Annotated in this window: 21 protein-coding genes; 14 read left to right on the top strand and 7 right to left on the bottom strand. The window is 71.2% G+C overall.

Annotation, left to right across the window (positions count from 1 at the left end):
• The first annotated feature begins 291 nt into the window (after window positions 1-291).
• Window positions 292-1,884 carry a phosphoglycerate dehydrogenase gene (gene serA / locus GA0115234_RS24160; protein WP_093545300.1) on the top strand — a complete coding sequence of 531 codons (1,593 nt, stop codon included), beginning with the start codon at window positions 292-294 and terminating at the stop codon, window positions 1,882-1,884.
• A 79-nt stretch (window positions 1,885-1,963) separates the two neighbouring features.
• Complete coding sequence (locus GA0115234_RS24155) at window positions 1,964-2,569, top strand: TetR/AcrR family transcriptional regulator (RefSeq protein ID WP_093545297.1); 606 nt, start codon at window positions 1,964-1,966, stop codon at window positions 2,567-2,569.
• 40 nt (window positions 2,570-2,609) lie between these two features.
• Here the strand turns inward: GA0115234_RS24155 and GA0115234_RS24150 are convergent, their stop codons facing one another.
• Entirely contained in the window at window positions 2,610-3,752 is a 1,143-nt protein-coding gene (locus GA0115234_RS24150) for a PucR family transcriptional regulator (protein ID WP_093545294.1), read from the bottom strand.
• A gap of 179 nt (window positions 3,753-3,931) precedes the next feature.
• Here GA0115234_RS24150 and GA0115234_RS24145 point away from each other — a divergent pair, with 179 nt between their 5' ends.
• Together GA0115234_RS24145 and pruA are read left to right on the top strand one after the other, a co-directional pair.
• Entirely contained in the window at window positions 3,932-4,858 is a 927-nt protein-coding gene (locus GA0115234_RS24145) for a proline dehydrogenase family protein (protein ID WP_093545291.1), read from the top strand.
• Window positions 4,859-4,897: 39 nt separating this feature from the next.
• The gene (pruA, locus tag GA0115234_RS24140) at window positions 4,898-6,529 is read left to right on the top strand and encodes an L-glutamate gamma-semialdehyde dehydrogenase (RefSeq protein WP_093545288.1); all 1,632 of its coding nucleotides are present in this window, start codon (window positions 4,898-4,900) and stop codon (window positions 6,527-6,529) included.
• 118 nt (window positions 6,530-6,647) lie between these two features.
• Here the strand turns inward: pruA and GA0115234_RS24135 are convergent, their stop codons facing one another.
• The 4 genes from GA0115234_RS24135 to GA0115234_RS24120 form a co-directional block, all read right to left on the bottom strand.
• Window positions 6,648-7,358 (bottom strand): nitroreductase family protein, encoded by a 711-nt coding sequence (locus tag GA0115234_RS24135; protein WP_093545344.1) that lies wholly within the window; start codon window positions 7,356-7,358, stop codon window positions 6,648-6,650.
• A 79-nt stretch (window positions 7,359-7,437) separates the two neighbouring features.
• On the bottom strand, window positions 7,438-8,646 hold the full coding sequence (locus tag GA0115234_RS24130) for a lysophospholipid acyltransferase family protein (RefSeq protein ID WP_093545285.1): 1,209 nt from the start codon (window positions 8,644-8,646) through the stop codon (window positions 7,438-7,440).
• On the bottom strand, window positions 8,643-9,503 hold the full coding sequence (locus tag GA0115234_RS24125; RefSeq protein WP_093545282.1) for a phosphatidate cytidylyltransferase: 861 nt from the start codon (window positions 9,501-9,503) through the stop codon (window positions 8,643-8,645). Before GA0115234_RS24125 ends, GA0115234_RS24130 begins: the two co-directional genes overlap by 4 nt.
• Window positions 9,500-10,075, bottom strand: a complete 576-nt coding sequence (locus tag GA0115234_RS24120) for a CDP-alcohol phosphatidyltransferase family protein (protein WP_093545279.1) — start codon at window positions 10,073-10,075, stop codon at window positions 9,500-9,502. The genes GA0115234_RS24125 and GA0115234_RS24120 overlap by 4 nt, the downstream gene beginning before the upstream one ends.
• Window positions 10,076-10,684: 609 nt before the next feature.
• Between GA0115234_RS24120 and GA0115234_RS43635 the strand changes: the two genes are divergently transcribed.
• A complete protein-coding gene (locus GA0115234_RS43635; RefSeq protein WP_093545276.1) occupies window positions 10,685-10,813 on the top strand; it encodes a hypothetical protein in 129 nt (42 codons plus the stop codon).
• A 12-nt stretch (window positions 10,814-10,825) separates the two neighbouring features.
• Here GA0115234_RS43635 and GA0115234_RS24110 read toward each other — a convergent pair whose 3' ends face one another.
• On the bottom strand, window positions 10,826-12,388 hold the full coding sequence (locus GA0115234_RS24110; RefSeq protein WP_093545341.1) for a purple acid phosphatase family protein: 1,563 nt from the start codon (window positions 12,386-12,388) through the stop codon (window positions 10,826-10,828).
• 129 nt (window positions 12,389-12,517) lie between these two features.
• Between GA0115234_RS24110 and GA0115234_RS24105 the strand changes: the two genes are divergently transcribed.
• The 8 genes from GA0115234_RS24105 to cimA all read left to right on the top strand — a co-directional run bounded on the left by GA0115234_RS24105 (window position 12,518) and on the right by cimA (window position 22,467).
• Window positions 12,518-13,561 carry a 3-isopropylmalate dehydrogenase gene (locus GA0115234_RS24105; protein WP_093545273.1) on the top strand — a complete coding sequence of 348 codons (1,044 nt, stop codon included), beginning with the start codon at window positions 12,518-12,520 and terminating at the stop codon, window positions 13,559-13,561.
• Between the two features lie 239 nt (window positions 13,562-13,800).
• Window positions 13,801-14,889, top strand: coding sequence for a branched-chain amino acid aminotransferase (locus tag GA0115234_RS24100; protein ID WP_093545270.1), 1,089 nt, complete (start codon window positions 13,801-13,803; stop codon window positions 14,887-14,889).
• 260 nt (window positions 14,890-15,149) lie between these two features.
• The gene (ureA, locus tag GA0115234_RS24095) at window positions 15,150-15,830 is read left to right on the top strand and encodes an urease subunit gamma (RefSeq protein WP_093545268.1); all 681 of its coding nucleotides are present in this window, start codon (window positions 15,150-15,152) and stop codon (window positions 15,828-15,830) included.
• Entirely contained in the window at window positions 15,827-17,515 is a 1,689-nt protein-coding gene (locus GA0115234_RS24090) for an urease subunit alpha (RefSeq protein ID WP_093545265.1), read from the top strand. Before ureA ends, GA0115234_RS24090 begins: the two co-directional genes overlap by 4 nt.
• Window positions 17,516-17,535: 20 nt before the next feature.
• A complete protein-coding gene (locus tag GA0115234_RS24085; protein ID WP_093545338.1) occupies window positions 17,536-18,537 on the top strand; it encodes an agmatine deiminase family protein in 1,002 nt (333 codons plus the stop codon).
• A gap of 3 nt (window positions 18,538-18,540) precedes the next feature.
• Window positions 18,541-19,146, top strand: coding sequence for a TetR/AcrR family transcriptional regulator (locus GA0115234_RS24080; RefSeq protein WP_176729253.1), 606 nt, complete (start codon window positions 18,541-18,543; stop codon window positions 19,144-19,146).
• Window positions 19,147-19,244: 98 nt separating this feature from the next.
• The gene (locus GA0115234_RS24075; protein WP_093545259.1) at window positions 19,245-20,579 is read left to right on the top strand and encodes an MFS transporter; all 1,335 of its coding nucleotides are present in this window, start codon (window positions 19,245-19,247) and stop codon (window positions 20,577-20,579) included.
• A 280-nt stretch (window positions 20,580-20,859) separates the two neighbouring features.
• Entirely contained in the window at window positions 20,860-22,467 is a 1,608-nt protein-coding gene (gene cimA / locus GA0115234_RS24070; protein ID WP_093545257.1) for a citramalate synthase, read from the top strand.
• Between the two features lie 60 nt (window positions 22,468-22,527).
• Here the strand turns inward: cimA and GA0115234_RS24065 are convergent, their stop codons facing one another.
• Window positions 22,528-23,442 (bottom strand): GNAT family N-acetyltransferase, encoded by a 915-nt coding sequence (locus GA0115234_RS24065; RefSeq protein WP_093545254.1) that lies wholly within the window; start codon window positions 23,440-23,442, stop codon window positions 22,528-22,530.
• Between the two features lie 286 nt (window positions 23,443-23,728).
• Here GA0115234_RS24065 and GA0115234_RS24060 point away from each other — a divergent pair, with 286 nt between their 5' ends.
• Window positions 23,729-24,703, top strand: coding sequence for a LacI family DNA-binding transcriptional regulator (locus GA0115234_RS24060; protein WP_093545251.1), 975 nt, complete (start codon window positions 23,729-23,731; stop codon window positions 24,701-24,703).
• Window positions 24,704-24,718: the final 15 nt, after the last annotated feature.

Genomic DNA, 24,718 nt, shown 5'->3' with positions numbered 1-24,718 from the left:
AACGACGAGGACGCGTAACACCGACGCCCCGGGGGCGGGTCCACGGACCGGCCCCCGGGGCGTTTCCCCGTTTCACCGCCGGAAGAGGCGGCGTCGTACGTGTGTACAAGTCGTCCACCCCCGTGCGGGTGATCCTTCCAAGGGGGCGCGGTATGCGTCCTGGCGCATGACTACACTTCTCCACACATACACGCGTCAGGCCCACAGTGTCGTGCGTCTTCCACGCGGCAAGCCCCTCCACCGCCTGCGGCCGTCGGGACGGCCGTCCGCACTGGACCTGTGAGGACTCACGTGAGCTCGAAACCTGTCGTACTCATCGCTGAAGAGCTGTCGCCCGCCACGGTGGACGCGCTGGGCCCGGATTTCGACATCCGGCACTGCAACGGCGCGGACCGCGCCGAGCTCCTCCCCGCGATCGCCGATGTCGACGCCATCCTGGTGCGCTCCGCCACCAAGGTCGACGCCGAGGCCATCGCCGCCGCGAAGAAGCTGAAGGTCGTCGCCCGCGCGGGCGTCGGTCTGGACAACGTCGACGTCTCCTCCGCCACCAAGGCCGGCGTGATGGTCGTCAACGCACCGACCTCCAATATCGTCACCGCCGCCGAGCTGGCCTGCGGTCTGCTGGTCGCCACCGCGCGCAACATCCCGCAGGCCAACGCCGCCCTCAAGAACGGCGAGTGGAAGCGCTCCAAGTACACCGGCGTCGAGCTCAGCGAGAAGACCCTCGGTGTCGTCGGCCTCGGCCGCATCGGCGTCCTGGTCGCGCAGCGCATGTCGGCCTTCGGCATGAAGATCGTCGCGTACGACCCCTACGTCCAGCCCGCGCGGGCCGCGCAGATGGGCGTCAAGCTCCTCACGCTGGACGAGCTGCTGGAGGTCGCCGACTTCATCACCGTGCACCTGCCCAAGACGCCCGAGACGCTCGGCCTGATCGGCGACGAGGCGCTGCACAAGGTGAAGCCCTCGGTCCGCATCGTCAACGCCGCGCGCGGCGGCATCGTCGACGAGGCGGCGCTCGCCTCCGCCCTCAAGGAGGGCCGCGTCGCCGGCGCCGGTCTCGACGTGTACGCGAAGGAGCCCTGCACGGACTCCCCGCTCTTCGAGCTCGACCAGGTCGTCTGCACCCCGCACCTCGGCGCCTCCACCGACGAGGCCCAGGAGAAGGCGGGCATCGCGGTCGCCAAGTCCGTGCGCCTGGCCCTCGCCGGTGAGCTGGTGCCGGACGCGGTCAACGTCCAGGGCGGCGTGATCGCCGAGGACGTGCGCCCGGGTCTGCCGCTCGCCGAGAAGCTCGGCCGGATCTTCACCGCGCTCGCCGGTGAGGTCGCGGTCCGCCTCGATGTCGAGGTGTACGGCGAGATCACCCAGCACGACGTCAAGGTGCTCGAACTCTCCGCGCTCAAGGGCGTCTTCGAGGACGTCGTCGACGAGACCGTTTCGTACGTCAACGCCCCGCTCTTCGCTCAGGAGCGCGGTGTCGAGGTCCGCCTCACCACCAGCTCCGAGTCGCCGGACCACCGCAATGTGGTCACCGTCCGCGGCACGCTCTCGGACGGCGAGGAGGTCGCGGTCTCCGGCACGCTGGCCGGGCCCAAGAACCTCCAGAAGATCGTCGCCGTCGGCGACTACGACGTGGACCTGGCGCTGGCCGACCACATGGTGGTGCTGCGTTACGACGACCGTCCCGGCGTCGTCGGCACGGTCGGCCGGATCCTCGGCGAGGCCGGTCTGAACATCGCGGGCATGCAGGTCTCGCGGACGGACGCGGGCGGCGAGGCGCTGGTCGTGCTCACCGTCGACGACGACGTCCCGGCGTCGGTGCTCGCCGAGATCTCCGTGGAGATCGGTGCCGCCTCGGCCCGCACGGTGAACCTCACCGACTGACGGTCCCCGGTGTCTCCCCGTACCCGGCATCTAGACGTACGTCTTACACGAACGTCTGCATGCCGGGTACGCTGCTGTCATGGGACACCGTGAGGATCTGCTCGAAGGCGCCAAGCGCTGCCTGCTGGAGAAGGGGTACGCCCGGACGACGGCACGTGACATCGTGGCCGCCTCCGGTACGAACCTCGCCTCCATCGGCTACCACTACGGCTCCAAGGAGGCCCTGCTCAACCTCGCCTTCCTCAAGGTGACGGAGGAGTGGGGCGATGTGCTCACCGAGAAGCCGGACGAGGGCGTGGACACCGGCGCCGAGGAGCGGAAGGCGCCGCTCGACCAGTTCCGCGACACCTGGCAGCGGGTGATCGACAGCTATGCGGAGACCCGGTCCGTCTGGCAGCTCCAGATGGAGGTCGTCTCCCGGATCGACCAGGACCCGGAGCTGCGGAAGGCCCTGATGGGCCCGCAGCGCGAGGGGCGTGACGGGCTCGCCGAGAACATGCTCGGCATCGACGCGGAGAAGGACCCCGAGCGGGCACGGGTGGCCGGGCTGTTCTGCCAGGCGCTGCTCGCGGGCGTGATGGTCCAGTGGATGATGGACAGCGAATCCGCCCCGTCCGCACAGGACTTGACCGATGGTCTGAAGGTCGTGCTGGAGGGCCGGATGGCTCCGGACGAGCGGCCCTAGGGCCTTGGGTCCGGACCCTGCCGGATCCAGAACAAAGGCCCTAGCTCCCGAGCCGCGCGGCCTTGAGTGTCATGTGCAGCAGCAGCCGGTCCTCGCCGTCGTTCAGGTCGAGACCGGTGAGCTGCTGGATGCGGGAGAGCCGGTAGTAGAGCGTCTGGCGGTGGACGCCCAGTGCGGCGGCCGTCCGGGACGCCTGGCCCGCGCAGTCGAGGAACACCTCGGCGGTGCGGGCCAGATCCTTGTGCGGCGGGGTGAGCAGGGTGTGGACCGCGGGGTCGGCGGCCGCCTCCGGGGGGAGCCCGGTCAGCAGCCGGTACGCACCGATCGCCGACCACTCGACGACCGGCCCGAACCGGGCCTCGGCCGTGGCCGCGCGGGCGGCCGCCACCGCCTCGTGCCAGGCCGCGGCCAGCTCCGCGAGACCCCGGCGGGGCACCGCGACCCCGGCCGTGGCGCCCCGGCCCGCGGCGGAACGCAGCCGGTCCGCGGCGGAGAGCGCCGGGTCGAGCACCTCGGTGGAGCGCAGCCGGACCAGCGCGGCCAGCGAGGGCAGCCCCCCGGTGCCGGGGATCGTGGCGAGCGCCGCCGCCGACGGCACCGTACGCACCGACGGCGGATCGTCCGGCCACGGGGTCACGCACACCACCGTGTGCAGTCCCGTCGCGTCCGGCCCCAGTGCCTCGTGCAGCGCGGCGACGGCCATGTCGCGCTGCCAGCCCCGCCCGGCGGTCAGCACCGCGCCGAACTCCCGCGACGGGTCGCCGCCCGCCCGCGCCTCCTCGGCGAACAGCGCCCCGATCCGGGCCGCCACCTCCATCGCCGCCCTGAGCTGTTCGTCGGTCGGTCCGGGGTCCGCGTCGAGCAGCCATACGTAACCGAGCACGGCCCCCCGGTGCCGTACCGGCAGGCAGATCCGGTCCCGGAAGACCCCGGCCTCCGGGGCCGCCGGGATGCGGACCGGGCCGGTGGCGCGGGTGATGCCGAAGGCCTCGAACCAGGCGCGGACGGCGGGCGTGGAGCGGCGGGTCAGGATCGAGCGGGTGCGGACCGGGTCCATCGCGGTGTCGTCGTCGCTGTCATGGGCGCCGAAGGCGACCAGGCCGAAGTCCCGGTTCTCCAGCGTCGCGGGGGCGCCGAGCAGCCCGGAGATCTCGTCGACCAGCTCCTGGTAATCGCCCTTCACCCGGCCATTCTCGCACCCCTTCAGACATATGTCTGAGAACGGGGGAGCGGATGCGTGACAGCTGTCGATGGCACAGGATCGGAGAGATCCTTAGATTTCACGGTGGTTCTCCGTGCTGTACCGATCTGTTCCCCCTGTACCGGTATGGCCTTCGTTCGTACTTTCCGTGGAGGTGCCCCGTGCTGGGTCCCGTGATTCTCGCCGCGTCCCGCAGCGACAAGATGCGCCGTTTCATCTCGGCCGCACCTGGCACCAAGCAGGTCGTCGACCGGTTCATCGCCGGTGAGACCGTCGACCAGGTCGTCCCGATCATCGAGGACGCCGCCGGCAAGGGCCTTGAGGTCACCCTCGACGTGGTGGGCGAGGACATCACCACCCCCGAGCAGGCCGCCGCCGCGCGCGACGCCTACCTCGAACTGATCGGCCGCCTCAAGGACCTGGGCCTGGGCACCAAGGCGGAGATGTCCGTCAAGCTCTCCATGTTCGGCCAGTCCCTGGACGGCGGGCACGAGCTGGCGCTCGCCAACGTCCGTCCGGTCGTCGAGGCCGCCGCCGAGATCGGCACCACGGTCACCCTGGACGCCGAGGACCACACCACCCTCGACTCGATGTTCGCCATCCACGAGGAGCTGCGGAAGGACCACCCGCAGACCGGCTGTGTGATCCAGGCCTACCTGTTCCGCACCGAGGAGGACGCCCGCCGCCTGGCCGACGCCGGCAGCCGCGTCCGCATCGTGAAGGGCGCCTACAAGGAGCCCGCCTCCGTCGCGTACCAGGACAAGGCCGAGATCGACAAGGCGTACGTCCGCATCCTGCGGATCCTCATGGAGGGCGAGGGCTACCCGATGATCGGGTCCCACGACCCCCGCCTGATAGCCATCGCCCAGGAGCTGGGCCGCAAGGCCGGGCGCAAGCTGGACGAGTACGAGTTCCAGATGCTGTACGGCATCCGCAGCGACGAACACCTCCGGCTCGCCGCCGAGGGCCACCGGATGCGCGTCTACACGGCGTACGGCACCGACTGGTACGGCTACTTCATGCGCCGCCTCGCGGAGAAGCCGGCGAACCTGCTGTTCTTCGGCCGCTCCATCCTCACCAAGGGCTGAGCCCCCCTCCACCTCTCTACCCAAGGAGCAACGGAACTCATGGACGCTGTGACCCAGGTCCCCGCGCCGGTCAACGAGCCGGTCCACTCCTACGCCCCGGGCTCCCCGGAGCGTGCCCGCCTGGAGGTGAAGCTCAAGGAGCTCGCCGAGAACCCGATCGACCTCCCGATGACCATCGGTGGCGAGAAGCGGATGGGCGGCGGCGAGCGCTTCGACGTCGTGCAGCCGCACAACCACAAGGCCGTCATCGGTACGTTCGCCCATGCCACGCAGAAGGACGCGCAGGACGCGATCGACGCCGCGCTCGCCGCCGCCCCGGCCTGGCGCGCGATGTCCTTCGACGACCGCGCCGCGATCATCCTGCGCGCCGCCGAGCTGCTCTCCGGCCCGTGGCGCGAGACGCTGGCCGCGTCCACGATGCTCGGCCAGTCCAAGACCGCGCAGCAGGCCGAGATCGACACCCCCTGCGAGCTCGTCGACTTCTGGCGCTTCAACGTGCACTACGCGCGCCAGATCCTGGCCGAGCAGCCCCCGGCCAACTCGCCGGGTGTGTGGAACCGCATGGACCACCGCCCGCTGGAGGGCTTCGTCTACGCGATCACGCCGTTCAACTTCACGGCCATCGCGGGCAACCTGCCCACCGCCCCCGCCCTCATGGGCAACGTCGTGGTGTGGAAGCCGTCCCCGACGCAGACCCACGCCGCCGTGCTGCTGATGCAGCTCCTGGAGGAGGCCGGTCTGCCCAAGGGCGTCATCAACCTGGTGACCGGTGACGGCATCGCCGTCTCCGAGGTGGCCCTGAACCACCGCGACCTGGCCGGTATCCACTTCACCGGCTCGACCCCCACCTTCCAGCACCTGTGGAAGACGGTCGGCACCAACATCGCCAACTACCGCACCTACCCGCGGCTCGTCGGTGAGACCGGTGGCAAGGACTTCGTCGTCGCCCACCCGTCGGCCGACCACGCCGTCCTGAAGACCGCGCTGACCCGTGGCTCCTTCGAGTACCAGGGCCAGAAGTGCTCGGCCTCCTCGCGTGCGTACGTCCCGGCCTCCATCTGGAACTCCGGTTTCAAGGAGAAGTTCGCCGCCGAGGTCGACTCGATCACCATGGGTGACGTCACCGATCTGTCGAACTTCATCGGCGCCGTCATCGACGAGCGCTCGTTCGCCAAGAACAAGGCCGCGATCGACCGTGCGAAGGCCGACCCGTCCTGCACGATCGTCGCGGGCGGCACGTACGACGACTCGGTGGGCTACTTCGTCCGCCCGACCGTCATCGAGTGCGCCGACCCGGCCAACGAGGTCTTCACGACCGAGTACTTCGGCCCGATCCTCGCCGTGCACGTCTACGAGGACGACACGTACGACGAGATGCTGGCGCAGATGGAGTCGGTCTCCGACTACGCGCTGACCGGCTCCGTCATCGCGAACGACCGCGCCGCGGCCGCGTACACGATGGAGAAGCTGCGGTACGCCGCGGGCAACTTCTACATCAACGACAAGTCGACCGGTGCCGTCGTCGGCCAGCAGCCCTTCGGCGGCGGCCGTGCCTCGGGCACCAACGACAAGGCGGGCGCCCCGCAGAACCTGCAGCGCTGGACCCTGACCCGGGCCATCAAGGAGACGCTGGTTCCGCCGACCGACTACACCTACCCCCACCAGGGCTGACACCCTTCGGGGCGCACCACCCCGGCGCCCCGCCACGAATTCCGCCTCCCGCCCGGTTCCCCTGCCGGCCGGGAGGCGGTTTCCATTCCGGGGCCGGCCGCGCGGGTCCGGCCGGGGTTCAGATCTCCACGAGCACCTGGTCCAGCGACTTGCGCACCAGACCGGGCACCTCGCAGTCGTCGGCCGGATATCCGACCGGGATCACCGCGAACGCCTTCTCGTTCTCCGGGCGGTCCAGCACCTCGCGCAGGAACCGCATCGGGCTCGGCGTGTGGATCAGCGCCGCCAGGCCGGACAGATGCAGGGCCGAGAGCAGCATCCCGACGGCGATCCCGACCGACTCGTCGACGTAGTAGTGCTTGCGCCGGGCGCCGTCCTCGCCCACCCAGTACCGCTGCTGGAACACCACGACCAGGGCCGGGGCGTCCGTCATATGGGTCTTGACGGCATCCGTGCCCAGCGGGCGCAGCGCCGCCAGCCACTCCTCGCCGAGCCGGCCGTCGTAACTGACGCGCTCCTCGTGCTCGGCCGCCTCACGGATACGCCGGCGCACCTCCGGGTCCTTGACCAGGACGAAGGTCCACGGCTGCTGATGCGCGCCGGACGGGGCGGTCGCGGCACAGGCGATCGCGTCCCTCACGACCTGCTCGGGAACGGGATCGGCCGAAAACCGGCGTACGGTCCTGCGCTCGCCCATCCGCTCCCGCAACCGGGCGGCACGCGCGAGCGACTCCTCCGCCGCGATGCGTGCGGGACGGTAGGGGACCGGCTGGTAGGGCGCGCCATGGGTGGGCGTCCACTGCGGGGTTACGGCTGTGGTCTCGGACATGTCGGCAGTGTGGCGGGCGACCATCGGTCCGGACCAGGGCATCCTCGGACAGAACCGGTACGCCGGCGTCGGTGTCCGGTCAGGCCCAGCCCGCGACGATCAGCGAGAGCCCCGCCGCGAACCCGCCGCCCAGCAGGACCAGGTACTGGCCGTACCGGCGGCGGTGCCGCCGCATCAGCAGCCCGAAGGCGGCGAAGCCGAGCCCCACGGTGAGCGTCCGGGATCCCCGTGCCGTCGCCGACGCGGCGAGCCAGTCGAGCGGGGGGACCCCGGCGCGGCCCGCCTCCGCCCCGTACACCTTGAACGGAATGCCGTTCCACGGCTGGTGCCGCACCGCGGAAGCGCCCTCCGCGGCGAGCTCGGAGCGGACCTCGGCCCGCATCCGCTCGGTGGTCAGCGGGGCGGGCGGATGGACGCCCGCGGCGGCCAGCTGAAGGGCGAGCAGACCACCGGCCAGGCTGCCGCACAGCGCGCCCAGCGACATCCGCAGCGCCGACCGCGGCACCGCCACACAGACCGCGGCCAGCAGCAGCTCCGGCATCAGCGGCCAGCTCAGCGCCTCCGCCAGGCCCCAGCAGAACGCCAGCGGAACACCCCAGCGGGAGGTGACGACCGAGGCCACCCGGCGCCGCGTGGCCGAATCCTTCAGCGGCTCGGCGACGGTACGCGCGTGCAGCGCGACCACCGCGTCGCGGGCCTCCCGGGGCCCGGTCGTCGACGGCAGCGGGCCGCCGATCGACACCCGCACCAGCGCCGAGCGCAGTCGGCCGTGCTTGGGCAGGAGCCGGTCCGTGCCCGCGATCCCCACCGGCACGACCGGCACCCCGGCCCGCTCGGCCAGGACCAGCGCGCCGCGGTGGAAGGAGCCCAGCTCGCCGTCCTTGCCCCGGGTCCCCTCCGGGAACAGCACGACCGCCCGGCCGGAGCGCAGCTCGTCCGCCATGGACAGCAGGTCGTCCATGCCGCCGCCGCTGCGCCGGACCGGGAATCCGGCCGCGAGCCTGCGGCAGATCCGGCGCCGCCACGGCGAGGCGAACCAGTAGTCGGCCGCCGCGCCGATCGCCGGGGTGTGCCGGGCGTCGAGCGCGGCGAGCAGCGCCGCCGTGTCCGCGTGCGAGGAGTGGTTGGCGACGACGACGCAGCCGCCGCGCGGCAGCCGGCCGCGCCGCTCCACCCCGCCGGTGAGGCTGAGGACGCCCCACCACAGGCCGCGCCGGAGCGCGGCGGCGAACCGGGACCGGGCGGGCAGCGCGATCCGGTCGCGAACGCGCGGAAGGGTGCGGGTCATGTCATCACCATCGCCAGGAGAAGGGCCACCAGCAGGGAGTCGATCCGGTCGAGGAGGCCGCCGAAGCCGGGCAGCCAGCTGCCCGCGTCCTTCACCCCCGACTCGCGCTTGACCATCGATTCGACCAGGTCACCGAGGACGCAGCCGCCGAGCACCGCGGCCCACAGCGGGAACGCGAACGCGCCGAGCACCAGCAGCGGCAGGGCCGTCGCCGCCGCCGCGCCGAGCACCCCCGCCCAGGTCTTGTTGGGAGAGAGCGGCGACAGCGGCCGGGCGAGCGGGCCCCGGCGGCCCAGCGCCGTACCGCCGCACCACGCGCCGACATCGCCGAGCGCCACCGCGAGGCCCACCACGACACCGGTGTTCCCGAGCGTCACCAGACCGGTCAGGGCGACCGGGATCCACAGCAGCCCGAAGGCGGTACGCGCGGTACGGGTGAAGCCCGTCCGGTCGTCACCGTCCAGCACCGGCACCAGCGCGGCCGCGATCAGCAGCAGTGCGGCCGCCCGGATATCGAGGACCTGCGGCGCCGCCCAGGCCAGCGCGGGGAGCGCCACCGAGGCCGCCACGAGCACCCCGAGGTCACCCCGGCGCAGCCCCGCCATCCGCGCGAACTCGCCCGCCGCCACCACCCCGAGCCCCGCGGCCAGCACGAAGGTCCCGCCGCCGCCCAGGAAGTACGCCCCCAGGAAGACCGGTGCCACCAGCGCCCAGGTCCGCCACCGCCTGCGCAGCTCGGCCCGCATCCGGACCTTCGACGGCAGTACGGCGACGGCGACACCGCCCGCCCCCAGCACCCCCGCGACCAGCGGCACGGCCCGCGCCGCGGCCTCCTCGGCGATCAGTACGGCGCTCATGCCAGCTCCCGCCACAGGCCCGCCAGCCGGAGCGCCGCGGTGAGCAGCGAACCGGCGGCGATCACGGTCAGGACGGGGACCGTCCAGCCGCTCGCCGCCGCGATCACGACCAGGAGGCAGCGCTCGGTCTTGCCGACCGGGCCGCCGTTGCGCCGGGGTGCGCCCGCCGCCGCCCCGGCCAGCGACACCCAGGACGGCAGCGTCGCGGCGAGCCCGGCCACCGCCACCAGCCAGAGCGGTGCGAGCGCCAGGAATCCGGCCAGCACGACCAGGTCCGCCACCCGGTCGCCGAGTTCGTTGAGCACCGCGCCGCGCCGGGTCGTCCGGCCGGTGTCGCGGGCCAGCGCGCCGTCCAGGTTGGCGAAGGCGAGCCGGGCCGCGAGCAGCAGGGCGACCGGCAGGGCGGCGGCCGGACCGGCGGGCAGCCAGGCCAGCGCGGCGGCGGCACCGGCCGCCGCGACCACACCGGCCGCGGTGAGGGTGTCGGGCGACACCTCGTGGCGGACCAGCGAGGCGCGGACACCGGAGAGCTGGTCCGCATACCAGGGCTTGAGAGCGTAGAGGCCGTTCATGGGGCCAACTCTCGTGCGACGCACAGTCTTTCGACACGTGGCAGCTACTCATCTACGACTGAGTAGCTGCCGGCCGTGGTGCCCATGAGGCCGGGGCGCATCAGCTGGCGGTCCTGTGTACCGGACACCGGGCGGGCGGGCGGACGGACGGCCGGGTACTGCGCGCCGGCTCCGGGACGCCTGCTCCTGGACACCGGTCCTCGTCCGTCGGGATGACGGATGTGAGGTGGACGACAACCGCTCCCAGGAAGCTCCGAAGATGGTCCGTCGGCTGTCACACCGCCTCTGACCAGGTGCGATCGCCGGAAACCGGGGTTCTTGTGCGGGGGGCGCGGGCGGGCACCGTCAAACCTCCGTCTCAGATAGTAGGAAGTCCGAGTAATTGTGGAGACAGAACGGCCGGGCTGCCCTAGCTTTGTAGAAGCCGAACGTCACGCTAGATCCAGCGACTGGCGGTCGTGAGTACGCGCCCCTGTGCAGGCAACCCCTGCGGCGCCCGCTCCCCGCCCTTCCGGCGCCTCGAAATCCCGATCTCGGAATCCCGATCTCGAAATCATCTTCACGATCTTCGATCTCGAAGTCCTCGCGATCTCAAGGAGTCGATCCATCATGGTCCAGACGACTGTCCGCCGTGTCCGTCACGCCCACCGCCCGACCGAGTCGGAGCGCCGGAATGCCGCCGCCGCCCTCCAGCGTGCCCTCGACCGCAGGGACAACGGCGGCTCCACCGGTCACTGAGGACCGGTCCGGTCAGCCCCGGCTGATCTCGAAGTGGTCGATGCGCTCGCCCGACTCGGCGAGCGCGGTGACCTTCATCCGGGCGTGCCGGCCGGGCAGCACCTCCACGGCCAGGAACGAGAAGCCGGTGTAGCGCACCCGGGACCACTCCACGGTCTCGGCCGCCTTCCCGCCGCCCTTGACCACGTGGTACGTGTTCACGCTGTCCCGGTCGACGACATGCCCCTCGTAGGTGTCCGGGGCCGGGAAGTTGTACAGCGCCTTGCCCGCGCCGCCCGCGGTGACGTACACGATGCCGTCCCGCGTGGGATCGGTGCGCTCGCCGATCGGCACCTGGCGCCGGACGGTGTTCTTCAGGATCGCGTCGGTGCGCTCGTAGACGTGGTTGTGGCCGTTGATGACCAGGTCCACCTGGTGCTTCTCGAAAAGCGGTACCCATGCGTCGCGCACCCCGCCGTCGGAGGCGTGCGCATTGGTCGTCGAGAAGGCGCAGTGGTGGAAGAAGACCACCACGAAGTCGATGTCGTGCCGGGCCCGCAGCTCACCGAGACGCCGGTCCAGCCAGCGGGTCTGCCGGCCTTCACTGATCCCGAAGTTGGCCGGGATCTCGTACGAGACGTCATTGGCGTCGAGGGCGACGACCCCCACATTGCCGTGCACGAACGAGTACGCGCCGGGCTGGTTCACCGGGTCCGGGCCGTTGTCGGGCAGCGTCCAGCGGGCGTTCTGGCCGCCGTAGCCGTCCGGCGAGTACCAGGCCTCCATGTCGTGGTTGCCGGTGGTGACCATCCACGGCACGGTCTTCGACACGGTCTCCGTCTGCGCCAGGAACTGGTCCCAGGTGCGGGCGTCGTAGCTGTCGGTGGTCTGCCCGGAGCCGGACGGGTCGGCGTAGCAGATGTCGCCCGCGTGCAGGTGGAACGCCGGGTTCTGGCCCAGGATCAGCTGGTCGTTGCCGAGCGCGTGGTAGCTGACGCCCTGGTCGCCGAAGGCGGTGAAGGTGAAGGCCTCGGCGCGCGAGGGCGCGGTGGTGAAGGTGCCGAGCGTGCCCAGGTTGCGGGTGTCGGCGGGGTCGAAGCCGTCGTGGCCGACGCCGTAGTAGTACGTCGTGCCGGGCTGGAGGCGCTCCAGGCTCGCGTGCACGTAGAACTGCTCGGCGGCCGCGATCTTGCCGCCGTTCAGCTCGGGGGTGGTGAGGTGTCGCACCTCGGCGTCGATCCGGCGGCTCAGCGCCCACGGCTTGTGGCCGATCCGGATGTACGGCCGCCTCACGGCGAACGGGACCTGCCAGGAGACCGCCATCTGCGTGCGCGGGTCGGCGCCGTAGGCCAGGTGCCGGCCGAACGGCGCCACCAGCGAGCCGTCCACATGGGTGGAGGTGCGGCGCGAGGTGAGCGTGGTGGGCGCGGCGTAGGCGGGCGAGGCGGCGAGACCTGCGCCGGCGACCGCGGCGGTCGCCACGCTCGTACGCAGCACGCCGCGCCGGGTCAGCCGGGCCCGCAGATAGTCGTGCTGCTCTGCCATGCTCATGCGGTCGGCGAGCTTCTCGGGGATTCCGAAACGGGGGATGTCCATGAAGCAGAACATCCACCTGTTGCCTGACGCCGTACCGTCGAATAGGTGAACGGTACACGTACAGCTCCCCATCTGTCCGTATGGTGGACGCTGCATGTCATGGGGTGGGACGCGCAGTAGGGTGCGGACATGTCTCGCAGCATCAATCTCGCAGTGATCCCCGGTGACGGTATCGGCCAGGAGGTCGTGGCCCAGGGCCTCAAGGTCCTCAGGGCTGTTCTCCCGCAGGATGTGAAGCTGGAGACCAAGGAGTACGACCTTGGTGCCCAGCGCTGGCACCGCACCGGCGAAACCCTCCCGGACGCGGAGCTCGAAGCCCTCAAGGGGCACGACGCCATCCTGCTCGGCGCGATCGGTGACCCCTCCGTGCCGTCGGGCGTCCTGGAGCGCGGGCTCCTGCTGAAGCTGCGGTTCGCCTTCGACCACTTCATCAACCTGCGGCCGTCGAAGCTGTTCCCGAACACCGCGACCCCGCTGGCCGGCCGCCCGGACATCGATTTCGTCGTCGTCCGCGAGGGCACCGAGGGCCCGTACACGGGCAACGGCGGTTCGCTGCGCACCGGTACGCCGGCCGAGGTCGCCACCGAGGTCAGCGTCAACACCGCGTACGGCGTCGAGCGCGTCGTCCGTGACGCGTTCGAGCGGGCGAACGCCCGCCCGCGCAAGAAGCTGACGCTGGTGCACAAGAACAACGTCCTCGTGTACGCCGGCCACATGTGGAAGAACATCTTCGACAAGGTCGCGACCGAGTACCCCGAGGTCACCACCGACTATCTGCACGTCGACGCCGCGACGATCTTCTTCGTCACCCAGCCGGAGCGCTTCGACGTCATCGTCACCGACAACCTCTTCGGTGACATCCTCACCGACCTCGCCGCTGCCGTGACCGGCGGCATCGGCCTGGCCGCGTCCGGCAACATCAACCCGACGGGCACCTTCCCGTCGATGTTCGAGCCGGTCCACGGCTCCGCCCCCGACATCGCGGGCCAGGGCAAGGCCGACCCGACCGCCACGGTCCTCTCCGTCGCCCTCCTGCTGCGCCACCTCGGCCACGAGTCCGAGGCCGCGCGCATCGAGGACGCCGTCTCCGCCGACCTCGCGGAGCGCGACGGTGCGGCGCGCCGTACGACCGAACAGATCGGCGACGCGCTCGCGGTACGCGTAGCGAACTGACCCGACGACTCCGTTTCAAAGCCGCCGGGTAGCAGCCGCACCCGGCGGCTTCACCTTGTGCGGCCCCGGGTGCGACCATCGACCACTGGACCGCATACGCGTCGTTTCGTGCACGGCCACCCGAGAGCGATAATCGAACGGGGCCGTGACTCGCGACAGAACTCGGACGTCCTAGCACCTGTCTGACAGGAGCGGCGCGCGTGCGGTCCCACACACACAACGGTGAAGGACACGCACTCATGACGACGCTCACGATCGAGCTCAAGCCCTCCTCGAACCCGCTGTCCGACGCGGAGCGCGAGGCGAGCATGGTCAACCCCGGATTCGGCCGCCACTTCACCGATCACATGGTGACCATCAAGTGGACCGAGGGCCGTGGCTGGCACGACGCCCAGCTCGTGCCGTACGGACCGCTCTCGATCGACCCCGCCAACATGACCCTGCACTACGCGCAGGAGATCTTCGAGGGACTCAAGGCGTACCGCCAGCCCGACGGCTCGGTCGCCACCTTCCGCCCCGAGGCCAACGCCAAGCGCTTCCAGGGCTCCGCCCGTCGGCTGGCCATGCCCGAGCTGCCCGTCGAGACGTTCATCGCGGCCTGCGACGCACTGGTCAAGCAGGACGAGGCGTGGGTCCCGGCGCACGGCGGCGAGGAGTCCCTCTACCTGCGCCCGTTCATGATCGCGACCGAGATCGGTCTCGGGGTGCGGCCCTCCAACGAGTACCTGTTCCTGGTGATCGCCTCGCCCGCCGGCGCGTACTTCCCCGGCGGCGTGAAGCCGGTCTCGATCTGGCTCTCCGAGAACCGGGTGCGCGCCGTCCCCGGCGGCCTGGGCGACGCCAAGACCGGCGGCAACTACGCCGCGTCCCTCCTCGCCCAGGCCGAGGCCACCGAGAAGGGCTGCGACCAGGTCGCCTACCTCGACGCGGTCGAGCACAAGTGGGTCGAGGAGCTCGGCGGCATGAACCTGTACTTCGTGTACGGAAACAAGATCGTCACCCCGACCCTGACCGGCTCGCTGCTCGCCGGGGTCACCCGTGACTCGCTGCTCAAGGTCGCCCGCGACCTCGGCTACGAGTCCGAGGAGGGGCGCGTCTCCATCGACCAGTGGCGCGAGGACAGCGCGAACGGCAGCCTCACCGAGGTCTTCGCCTGCGGCACCGCCGCCGTCATCACGCCCGTCGGCACCGTCAAGTGCGAGGGCGCCGAGTGGCTCCAGGGCGACGGCACGCCCGGCGAGGTCACGATGAAGCTGCGCGAGCGCCTGCTCGACATCCAGCGCGGCGTCGCCGAGGACACCCACGGCTGGATGCACCCCCTCGGTTAAAGGTTCCTTCCTGCGGACCGGAGCCGGATCGTCGGCCCGGAACCCGTAGGTACGAAAGACCTGTAGGTACGAAAGACCCGTAGTACGAAAAGCCGCGCCCGCTCCCGCCGGGCGCGGCTTTCGTATGTCCGGACGGCGGCATCCCACCGGGACCTGCTCTCCCGCAGCCGTCCGGAGTGCGCCTTCTCACATACTTAGAGCGCCGCTCTAACCGCGGGTTAGAGTGTTGCTCCAAGTGAGAGGTCGAGAGGTGTGGAGACATGCGACTGACTCCGACGGAACGTGACCGGCTACTGCTCTTCGGCGCCGCCGAGCTGGCCAGGGCCCGCCGCGCCCGGGGACTCAAGCTCAATGTCCCCGAGGCGACCGCGCTGATCGCGGACACGGTCTGCGAGGCCGCCCGGGACGGGCGCAGGCTGGCCGAGGCCATCGAGGCCGCACGGTCCGTGCTCGGCCCCGACGACGTGCTGCCGGGCGTCGCCGACGTCGTCACCGAGGTCCATGTGGAGGCCGTCTTCGACGACGGCTCGCGGCTCGCCGTGGTCTCCCGGCCGCTCGGCGACGGGCTGGGCGACGAGGCGCCCGGGGCCGTCCTCCCCGGACCCGCCACACCCGAGCCGGAGCCCGCCGTACGGCTGACCGTCCACAACACCGCGACCGTGCCGGTCTCCGTGACCTCGCACTTCCACTTCTTCGAGGCCAACCCCCGGCTCGACTTCGACCGCGGTGCCGCCTACGGGATGCGGCTCTGCGTCCCTGCCGGGTCCTCCGTCCGGTTCGGGCCCGGCGAATCCGTCGACGTGGGTCTGGTCCCCATCGGCGGCGAGCGGATCGCGATCGGCTTCGCGGGCCTGGTCGACGGGCCGCTGGACGCCCCCGGCACGCGCGAAGAGGCCCTGCGGCGCGCCGCGGCCTGTGGATACCTGGGAGCTGAACGATGAGCATCGATCCGTACGAGTACGCCTCCGTGCACGGCCCGCGCGCCGGGGACCGGGTCAGGCTCGGCGACTCCGGGCTGACCGTCCGCGTCGAGTCCGACGCACAGCGGTACGGCGAGGAGTTCCTCGCCGGATTCGGCAAGACCGCCCGCGACGGGCTGCACCTCAAGGCCGCCGCGGTCCGCGACACCTGCGACGTCGTCATCAGCAATGTGCTGGTCATCGACGCCGTGCAGGGCATCCGCAAGGTGTCCATCGGGATCCGCGAGGGCCGGATCGCGTCGATCGGCCGGGCCGGCAACCCGGACACCCTGGACGGCGTGGACGTCGTCGTCGGCACGGGCACCACCATCGTCTCCGGCGAGGGGATGATCGCGACGGCGGGCGCCGTCGACACCCATGTCCACCTGCTCTCGCCCCGGATCATGGAGGCGTCCCTGGCCTCCGGCGTCACCACGATCATCGGCCAGGAGTTCGGCCCGGTCTGGGGCGTCGGCGTCAACTCGCCCTGGGCGCTGCGCCACGCCTTCAGCGCCTTCGACGCCTGGCCGGTCAACATCGGCTTCCTGGGCCGGGGTTCCTCCTCCCACCAGGCCCCGCTGGTCGAAGCGCTCGCGGAGGGCGGGGCCTGCGGCTTCAAGGTCCACGAGGACATGGGCGCCCACACCCGCGCCCTGGACACCGCGCTGCGGGTCGCCGAGGAGCACGACGTCCAGGTCGCCCTGCACAGCGACGGGCTGAACGAGTGCCTGTCGGTCGAGGACACCCTGCGCGTCCTGGAGGGCCGTACGATCCACGCCTTCCACATCGAGGGCTGCGGCGGCGGACACGTCCCCAACGTCCTCAAGATGGCGGGCGTCGAGAACGTCATCGGCTCGTCCACCAACCCGACGCTGCCCTTCGGCCGGGACGCGGTCGCCGAGCACTACGGGATGATCGTCTCCGTCCACGACCTCAAGACCGACCTGCCGGGCGACGCCGCCATGGCCCGCGACCGCATCCGCGCCGGGACGATGGGCGCCGAGGACGTGCTGCACGACCTGGGGGCCATCGGCATCACCTCCTCCGACGCGCAGGGCATGGGGCGGGCCGGCGAGACGGTGCGCCGCACCTTCGCCATGGCCGGGAAGATGAAGGCCGAGCTCGGCCCGATGGACGGCGACGGCCCCGCGGACGACAACGCCCGGGTGCTGCGCTACATCGCCAAGCTCACCATCAACCCCGCCATCGCCCACGGCCTCGCGCACGAGATCGGCTCCATCGAGACCGGCAAGCTCGCCGACATCGTGCTGTGGCGGCCCGAGTTCTTCGGCGCGAAGCCCCAGCTCGTCCTGAAGTCCGGCTTCCCCGCGTACGGGGTCACGGGCGACCCGAACGCCGCCACCGACACCTGCGAACCCCTCATCCTCGGACCGCAGTTCGGGGCGTACGGAGCCACCGCCGCCGACCTCTCCGTGGCCTTCGTCTCGCAGGCGGCGACCCAGCTCGGCGCGGACTCGATGCCCACCCGACGCCGCCGCGTCGGCGTGCGCGGCACCCGGGGCATCGGCCCCGGCGATCTGATCCACAACTCCCGCACCGGAGAGGTCGCCGTGGACGCCCGCAGCGGTCTGGTCACCCTGGACGGCGACCCGCTGCGCTCCGAGCCCGCCGACTCCGTCTCCCTGAACCGTCTCTACTTCCTCTGAGGACCCCCGTGACCTTCCGCATGCCGCCCGAGTGGGCCCCGCACGAACGCACCTGGATGGCCTGGCCCGGCCCCAACCCCACCTTCGGCACCGACGCCGAACTGGACGAGGCCCGCGCCGCCTGGGCCACCGTCGCCCGCGCCGTGCGCCGCTACGAACCCGTCACGATGGTCGTCGGCCCCGGCCAGGAGGACGGCGCCCGCGAACTCCTCGGCCCGGACGTCGAGCTCGCCGTCCGCCCCCTGGACGACGCCTGGATGCGGGACATCGGCCCCACCTTCGTCACCGACGGACAGCGACTGGCCGCCGTCGACTGGACGTTCAACGGCTGGGGTGCCCAGGGCTGGGCCCGCTGGGAGCACGACCAGCACATCGCCCGCTCCGTCGCCGGGCTCGCCGGCGTCCCCGTGCACAGCTCGAAGCTGGTCAACGAGGGCGGCGCCATCCATGTGGACGGCGAGGGGACCGTCCTGCTCACCGAGACCGTCCAGCTCGGCAAGGAGCGCAACCCCGACTGGACCCGCGAACAGGTCGAGGCCGAGGTCCACGCCCTGCTCGGCACCGAGAAGGTGATCTGGCTGCCGCGCGGACTGGCCGGCGACTACGGCACGTACGGCACCCTCGGCCATGTCGACATCGTCGCCGCCTTCGCCCGCCCCGGCACCGTCGTCGCCCATGTCCAGCCGGACCCGGCCCACCCCGACCACGAGATCACCCGCGAGATAGTGCGGATCCTGCGCGAGGCCACCGACGCACGGGGCCGCTCCCTGGAGGTCGTGGAGGTCCCGGCGCCCACCGTGCTGAAGGCGGACGGGGAGTGGGTCGACTACTCCTACATCAACCACTACCTCTGCAACGGCGGTGTGGTCCTCTGCGCCTTCGACGACCCGCGCGACAAGGAGGCGGCGGCCATCTTCGGCGAGCTGTTCCCCGACCGTACGGTGACGCTCGTCGATGCCCGTACGATCTTTGCCGGCGGTGGAGGCATCCACTGCATCACGCAGCAGCAGCCGAAGGTATGAACCGTGCCCCCCGCGCCACGCCGTCGTAACACCGCCCCGCCCCGCGAGGAACTGCTGGCCGCCGTCATGGCCACCATCGCCGAACGGGGGCTCGACGGCCTCACCATGGCCGGACTCGGCCGCGAGGTCGGCATGAGCAGCGGACACCTCCTCTACTACTTCCGCACCAAGGACGAGCTGCTGCTCCAGACCCTGGAGTGGAGCGAGGGACGGCTCGGCGCGGAGCGGCGCGCCCTGCTGGCCGGGCCGGGCACGGCCCGCGAACGGCTCGACGGATACATCGACCTGTACCTCCCCGACGGCCACCGCGATCCGCACTGGACGCTCTGGCTGGAGGTGTGGAACCGCGCGCGGAACGCGGACGACGACGCGCGCGCCCGCCAGGCCGCCGTCGAGGCCGCCTGGCACCGCGACCTGGTGGCCCTGCTGGCCGGGGGCGCGGCGGCCGGGGAGTTCCGCCCGGTCGACGCGGAACGGTACGCGACCCGGCTGCGCGCCCTGCTCGACGGCTTCAGCGTCCATGTCGCGGTCGGCCTCCCCGGCACCGGACGCCCCCAAGTCCTCGCGCAGGTCGGGGAGTTCATCGAGGAGTCGCTCACCGTCCGGTAGCGGGCGCGGAGCCGTGAACGAAACGCACGTAAGTACGCGCGATCGTTGCGCATTGCGCCCTTGTTCCGGTCCCGGCTGTTCGGGCACGGTGACGGACCATGGGACGAGAGCAGTGGAAGAAAATCTGGGTCGGCTCGGCCGGCAACATGGTCGAGTGGTTCGACTGGTTCGTGTACGCGACCTTCGCGGTCTACTTCGCGGATTCGTTCTTCCCCGAAGGCAATGAGACCGCCAATCTCATGAACACCATGGGCATCTTCGCCGTCGGTTTCTTCATGCGGCCGGTCGGCGGCTGGCTGCTCGGCCGGATCGGCGACCGCAAGGGCCGCAAGGCGGCACTCACCCTCACCGTCACGCTGATGTCGGCCTCCGCGATCCTCATCGCCATCGCGCCGACGTACGACGTCGCGGGGTACGGCGGCGTCGCCGTCCTGCTGGTGGCCCGGCTGCTCCAGGGCCTGTCCGTCGGCGGCGAGTACGCCGCCAGCGCCACGTACCTCACCGAGGCCTCCGCCCCCGACCGGCGCGGCTTCGCCTCCAGCTTCCAGTACGTGTCCATGACCGCGGGGCAGCTGGTCGGCCTCGGCCTCCAGATCGTCCTCCAGCGCAACATGTCCGAGGCGGCCCTGCACAGCTGGGGCTGGCGCATCCCGTTCGTCGTCGGCGCGCTCGGCGCCGCGATCGTCTTCTATCTGCGCCGCTCGATGCTGGAGACCGAGGTGTACGCGGAGTCCGGCGCCGCCGGCCAGGAGGACCGCGGCACCCTGAAGGCGCTGTGGCGGCACCGGCGCGAGGCGTTCCTGGTGATGGCGCTGACCATGGGCGGAACCGTCGCCTATTACACGTACACGACCTATCTCTCCAAGTTCCTCTCCACGAGCGCGGGCATGGACAAGCCCACCGCCTCGCTCGTCAGCTTCTGCGCGCTGTTCGTCTTCATGTGCATCCAGCCGCTGGCGGGCATGGTCTCCGACCGGATCGGCCGCCGCCCGCTGCTGATCACCTTCGCCGTCGGCTCCACCTTCCTGACCGTGCCGATCATGACGATGCTCAAGCACGCGGGCACCTTCTGGCCCGCCTTCGGCCTGGCGCTGCTCGCCCTGGTCGTCGTCACCGGGTACACCTCGATCAACGCCTGTGTGAAGGCGGAGCTCTTCCCGACCGGCATCCGCGCCCTGGGCGTCGCCCTCCCGTACGCCCTCGCCAACGCGCTCTTCGGCGGCACCGCCGAGTACGTGGCGCTCTGGTTCAAGAAGGCGGGCATCGAGTCCGGCTTCTACTGGTACGTGGCGGGCTGCGCGGCGGTCTCCCTGGTCGTCTACCTGACCATGCGCGAGACCCGCGACATCGACCTGGGCCGGGTCGGTGCCCGGGACGCGGACCGGCCGAGCGCGGAGCCGTCCGGGGCGACCAGCGTCACGCCCGCATCCTGAGACGGGGCGGGGCACGGAGGCGGCGCTGTGCAAGACTGCTTCCGTGCCCTCGTTCGCCATGATTATCGGCAGCAGGCGCGCCGGTCCGCAGTGACCGTCCCGCACCACCATGTGCGGCACGGCCATCGTGCCCCAGACCCGCGCGCAGACCTCTCGCACCCGCGAGGGGTTTTTTCGTTTTCCGGCCCTCACCTCGGCCGGAGCGAGGCGCGCACGGGATGATGGGGGCAAGTGGAGCCAGATCGTCCGGATCCGCTCATCCGACAGGAGTCAGACCAGCATGACCACCAAGGCCAAGGCCACCGACGACAGTTTCCATGTCTTCGACACCACACTGCGCGACGGGGCCCAGCGTGAAGGCATCAACCTGACGGTCGCGGACAAGCTCACCATTGCCCGGCACCTGGACAACTTCGGCGTGGGCTTCATCGAGGGCGGCTGGCCCGGTGCCAACCCCCGCGACACCGAGTTCTTCGCCCGCGCCCAGCAGGAGATCGAGTTCAAGAACGCCGAGCTGGTCGCCTTCGGCGCGACCCGCCGGGCCGGTGGCAAGGCCGCCGAGGACCCCCAGGTCAAGGCGTTGCTGGCGTCCGGCGCCCCGGTGATCACCCTGGTCGCCAAGTCCCACGACCGCCATGTGGAACTCGCGCTGCGCACCACCCTCGAAGAGAACCTGGAGATGGTCGTCGACACCGTCTCCTACCTCCGTGAGCAGGGCCGCCGGGTCTTCGTGGACTGCGAGCACTTCTTCGACGGCTACCGCGCCAACCCCGAGTACGCCAAGGCCGTCGTCCGCGCCGCCTCCGAGGCCGGCGCCGATGTCGTCATCCTCTGCGACACCAACGGCGGCATGCTCCCCGCCCAGGTCCAGGCCGTGGTCTCCACGGTGCTCGCCGACACCGGCGCCCGGCTCGGCATCCACGCCCAGGACGACACCGGCTGCGCGGTCGCCAACACCCTCGCCGCCGTCGACGCGGGTGCCACCCACGTCCAGTGCACCGCCAACGGCTACGGCGAACGGGTCGGCAACGCCAACCTCTTCCCGGTCGTCGCCGCCCTGGAGCTCAAGTACGGCAAGACCGTCCTGCCCGAGGGCGCGCTCGCCGACATGACCCGCGTCTCGCACGCCATCGCCGAGGTCGTCAATCTGACCCCCTCCACCCACCAGCCCTATGTGGGTGTCTCCGCCTTCGCCCACAAGGCCGGACTGCATGCCTCCGCGATCAAGGTCGACCCCGACCTCTACCAGCACATCGATCCCGCCCTGGTCGGCAACACCATGCGGATGCTGGTCTCCGACATGGCGGGCCGCGCCTCCATCGAGCTCAAGGGCAAGGAGCTCGGCATCGACCTCGGCGGCGACCGCGAGCTCGTCGGCCGCGTCGTCGAGCGGGTCAAGGAACGCGAGCTCAAGGGCTACACCTACGAGGCCGCCGACGCCTCCTTCGAACTGCTGCTGCGCGCCGAGGCCGAGGGCCGGGTACGCCGCTACTTCCGCACCGAGTCCTGGCGCGCCATCGTCGAGGACCGCCCCGACGGCACGCACGCCAACGAGGCGACCGTGAAGCTCTGGGCCAAGGGCGAGCGGATCGTCGCCACCGCCGAGGGCAACGGCCCGGTCAACGCCCTGGACCGGGCGCTGCGGGTCGCCCTGGAACGGATCTACCCGCAGCTCGCCAAGCTGGAGCTGATCGACTACAAGGTCCGCATCCTCGAAGGCCGCACCGGCACCGAGTCCACCACCCGCGTCCTCATCACCACCGGCGACGGCACCGGCGACTGGGCGACCGTGGGCGTCGCGGAGAACGTCATCGCCGCGTCCTGGCAGGCGCTGGAGGACGCGTACACCTACGGTCTGCTGCGGGCGGGGATCGAGCCCACGGAGTAGAGCGCGCGCGGAGCGGGCCCATCGTGCGTGCGCCGTGGGCCCGCCGCCCGGCCGTGCCGCTCAGGCGGCGGGGCGCGGAAGGGCGAGGTAGCGCACCTCCTCCACGACCCGGTAACCGGCGCTCGTGTACAGATTCATGGCCACCTCGTTGCCGCCCCACACCGTGAACATCAGCGTCGAGTCGCCGGCCGCGAGCGTCGCCCCTTCACCGGCCGCCATCGCCGCCCGGCCGTACCCCTTGCCGCGGAACCGCTCCTGGACGTGCAGCCCGTAGCCGTACGTGACCCCCGGCAGATGCCGGTGCTTCAGCCAGCCGGTGCCGATGGGTTCGCCCGCCGCCTCCAGCACCAGGAGCGTGTGGTCGGGCGTGGCCAGGCCCTCGGGGAGCAGATCCGCGAAGTCGCGGTCGGACTTGCGCAGGGCCTCCTCGTGACTCAGGGTTCCGGCCCGGATGATGTCGCCGGCGTAGGAGGCCTTCTCGGAGGCGAGCCACTCGGGGAACTCGCCCTGCGTCATCGGCCGGGCCGTGACCTCGCCGACGGGTTCCGGCGGGGAGCCGAGCAGCCGTGCCCGGACCTGGCCGCGTACGTCGTACGTGGCGAACAGCTCACCGGCGGGCTCGGTGAGCCGTACGCCGATGCGGGCCGCTCCGCGCTCCGCGCACCATCCCTCGGCCCAGTCCCGGGCGGCCCGCCCGTACCCGCCGCCGGCGTGCGGCGCGTCGATGTGCAGGTCGCCGATCCGGCCCGCGAGCAGACCGTTGTCGTCGCCCACGGCCACGGCGACGTGGCCCACCCTGGCCCCGGCGTCCGTGATCACGGCGACGGTCCAGTCGCCGATGCCCTCCCGCACACCGTCGAGCATCTGCTCCGCGGCGGGCAGCCCGATCCCGGCCGCCGCGTACGAGGCGCGTAACCGCCGCTCCAAGTCCTGCTGCCAGTCGGCCCTGTCGTCGAGAACGCTGAATTCTGTCACCTGATCACACTAGCCAGGCCGTTGAGGCGGAGCAGCTGTCGATCGAGCCGAAAGGCGAATCGCTCCCGGTGGCGCGTCACGCGGTTGTGCCTTCAGGAAATGAACGGACAATACCCTGCGCCCGCAAGGGAGATGAGGTCCGGGATGGGTACGGACCAATGTCGGCGTGAAGTATTGACGGCGGTGTTCCGGCGGGGTTAACTCACGCCGCAACGCCGGTACCGGTTCCGGAACCGGTTGCGGTACCGGTTCCAGCTGTCCCTCATGCCTTGCTCCGGAGGCCCCGATGCGTGTCACCATCGCCGATGTCGCCCGTGTGGCCGGCGTCAGCAAGACGACCGTGTCGCGCGTCGTCAACACCAAGGGCGAGGTGGACGGTTCCACGGCCGCCCGCGTTCGTGAAGTGATCGCACAGCTCGGCTACGTACCCAGCTCGGGCGCCGTCGGGCTGGCGCGCGGCAGCAGTCGTACGGTCGGCATGCTGGTGCCCTCGCTCACCTGGCCGTGGATGGGTGAAGTGCTCCAGGGTGTCGTCGACACCGTCGAGGCCGCCGACTACGGGCTGCTGCTCTTCACCTGCAACCGGGGTGCCGAGTCCGTGCGGCGCTTCACCGGCCAGGTGTCGGCGCGCGCCTTCGACGGGCTCCTGGTCGTCGAACCCGAGAACACCCTCGACCATCTCACCGCGCTGCACCGCGGCGGTCTGCCGATCGTGCTGATCGACGACCGCGGCCACCACCCCGAATTCCCCTCCGTCGTGACCACCAATCACGAAGGAGGCGCGAGTGCCGCACGTCATCTGCTCGCCGCCGGACGGACCCGGCCCCTGGTCATCACGGGTCCCCAGCACTTCGGCTGCGTACGCGACCGGCTGGACGGATTCCGTACGGTCCTGCCCACCGATCTCGTCGTCGAGGGGGACTTCACCGAACGAAGCGGCCGGCTGGCCGTGGAGCGGCTCCTCGCCTCGGGCGCGGAGTTCGACTCGGTCTTCGCGCACAACGACATCAGTGCGGCGGGCGTGCTGCGGGCGTTGCGCGCGGCCGGACGGTCGGTGCCGGGCGACATCGCCGTGGTCGGCTTCGACGACATCCCGATGGCCGAGCACACCGAACCGCCACTGACCACCGTGCGCCAGCCCGCCCGCCGGATGGGCGAGACGGCCGCACGGGTACTGCTCTCCCACCTCGGCGGCACGGCCGTGCCCGACGCACCGGTCGTGCTGCCCACCGAACTGGTCGTGCGCCACTCGGCGCCGTAGCGGTCCGGCCGGATT

Source organism: Streptomyces sp. DvalAA-43 (assembly GCF_900091725.1).
In the GTDB taxonomy this organism is placed as follows: domain Bacteria; phylum Actinomycetota; class Actinomycetes; order Streptomycetales; family Streptomycetaceae; genus Streptomyces; species Streptomyces pulveraceus.
Note: the sequence above shows the minus strand (reverse complement) of the source record. Positions and strands in the feature narration are given on the sequence as shown.

What these genes read in the sequence shown, in the direction of transcription:
- GA0115234_RS24155 (WP_093545297.1), top strand. Translation starts at nt 1,964, where the DNA reads ATGGGACACCGTGAGGATCTGCTCGAAGGCGCCAAGCGCTGCCTGCTG.
- pruA (WP_093545288.1), top strand. Translation starts at nt 4,898, where the DNA reads ATGGACGCTGTGACCCAGGTCCCCGCGCCGGTCAACGAGCCGGTCCAC.
- GA0115234_RS24135 (WP_093545344.1), bottom strand. Translation starts at nt 7,358, where the DNA reads ATGTCCGAGACCACAGCCGTAACCCCGCAGTGGACGCCCACCCATGGC.
- GA0115234_RS24130 (WP_093545285.1), bottom strand. Translation starts at nt 8,646, where the DNA reads ATGACCCGCACCCTTCCGCGCGTTCGCGACCGGATCGCGCTGCCCGCC.
- GA0115234_RS24125 (WP_093545282.1), bottom strand. Translation starts at nt 9,503, where the DNA reads ATGAGCGCCGTACTGATCGCCGAGGAGGCCGCGGCGCGGGCCGTGCCG.
- GA0115234_RS24120 (WP_093545279.1), bottom strand. Translation starts at nt 10,075, where the DNA reads ATGAACGGCCTCTACGCTCTCAAGCCCTGGTATGCGGACCAGCTCTCC.
- GA0115234_RS43635 (WP_093545276.1), top strand. Translation starts at nt 10,685, where the DNA reads ATGGTCCAGACGACTGTCCGCCGTGTCCGTCACGCCCACCGCCCGACC.
- GA0115234_RS24110 (WP_093545341.1), bottom strand. Translation starts at nt 12,388, where the DNA reads ATGGACATCCCCCGTTTCGGAATCCCCGAGAAGCTCGCCGACCGCATG.
- GA0115234_RS24105 (WP_093545273.1), top strand. Translation starts at nt 12,518, where the DNA reads ATGTCTCGCAGCATCAATCTCGCAGTGATCCCCGGTGACGGTATCGGC.
- GA0115234_RS24100 (WP_093545270.1), top strand. Translation starts at nt 13,801, where the DNA reads ATGACGACGCTCACGATCGAGCTCAAGCCCTCCTCGAACCCGCTGTCC.
- ureA (WP_093545268.1), top strand. Translation starts at nt 15,150, where the DNA reads ATGCGACTGACTCCGACGGAACGTGACCGGCTACTGCTCTTCGGCGCC.
- GA0115234_RS24090 (WP_093545265.1), top strand. Translation starts at nt 15,827, where the DNA reads ATGAGCATCGATCCGTACGAGTACGCCTCCGTGCACGGCCCGCGCGCC.
- GA0115234_RS24085 (WP_093545338.1), top strand. Translation starts at nt 17,536, where the DNA reads ATGCCGCCCGAGTGGGCCCCGCACGAACGCACCTGGATGGCCTGGCCC.
- GA0115234_RS24075 (WP_093545259.1), top strand. Translation starts at nt 19,245, where the DNA reads ATGGGACGAGAGCAGTGGAAGAAAATCTGGGTCGGCTCGGCCGGCAAC.
- cimA (WP_093545257.1), top strand. Translation starts at nt 20,860, where the DNA reads ATGACCACCAAGGCCAAGGCCACCGACGACAGTTTCCATGTCTTCGAC.
- GA0115234_RS24060 (WP_093545251.1), top strand. Translation starts at nt 23,729, where the DNA reads ATGCGTGTCACCATCGCCGATGTCGCCCGTGTGGCCGGCGTCAGCAAG.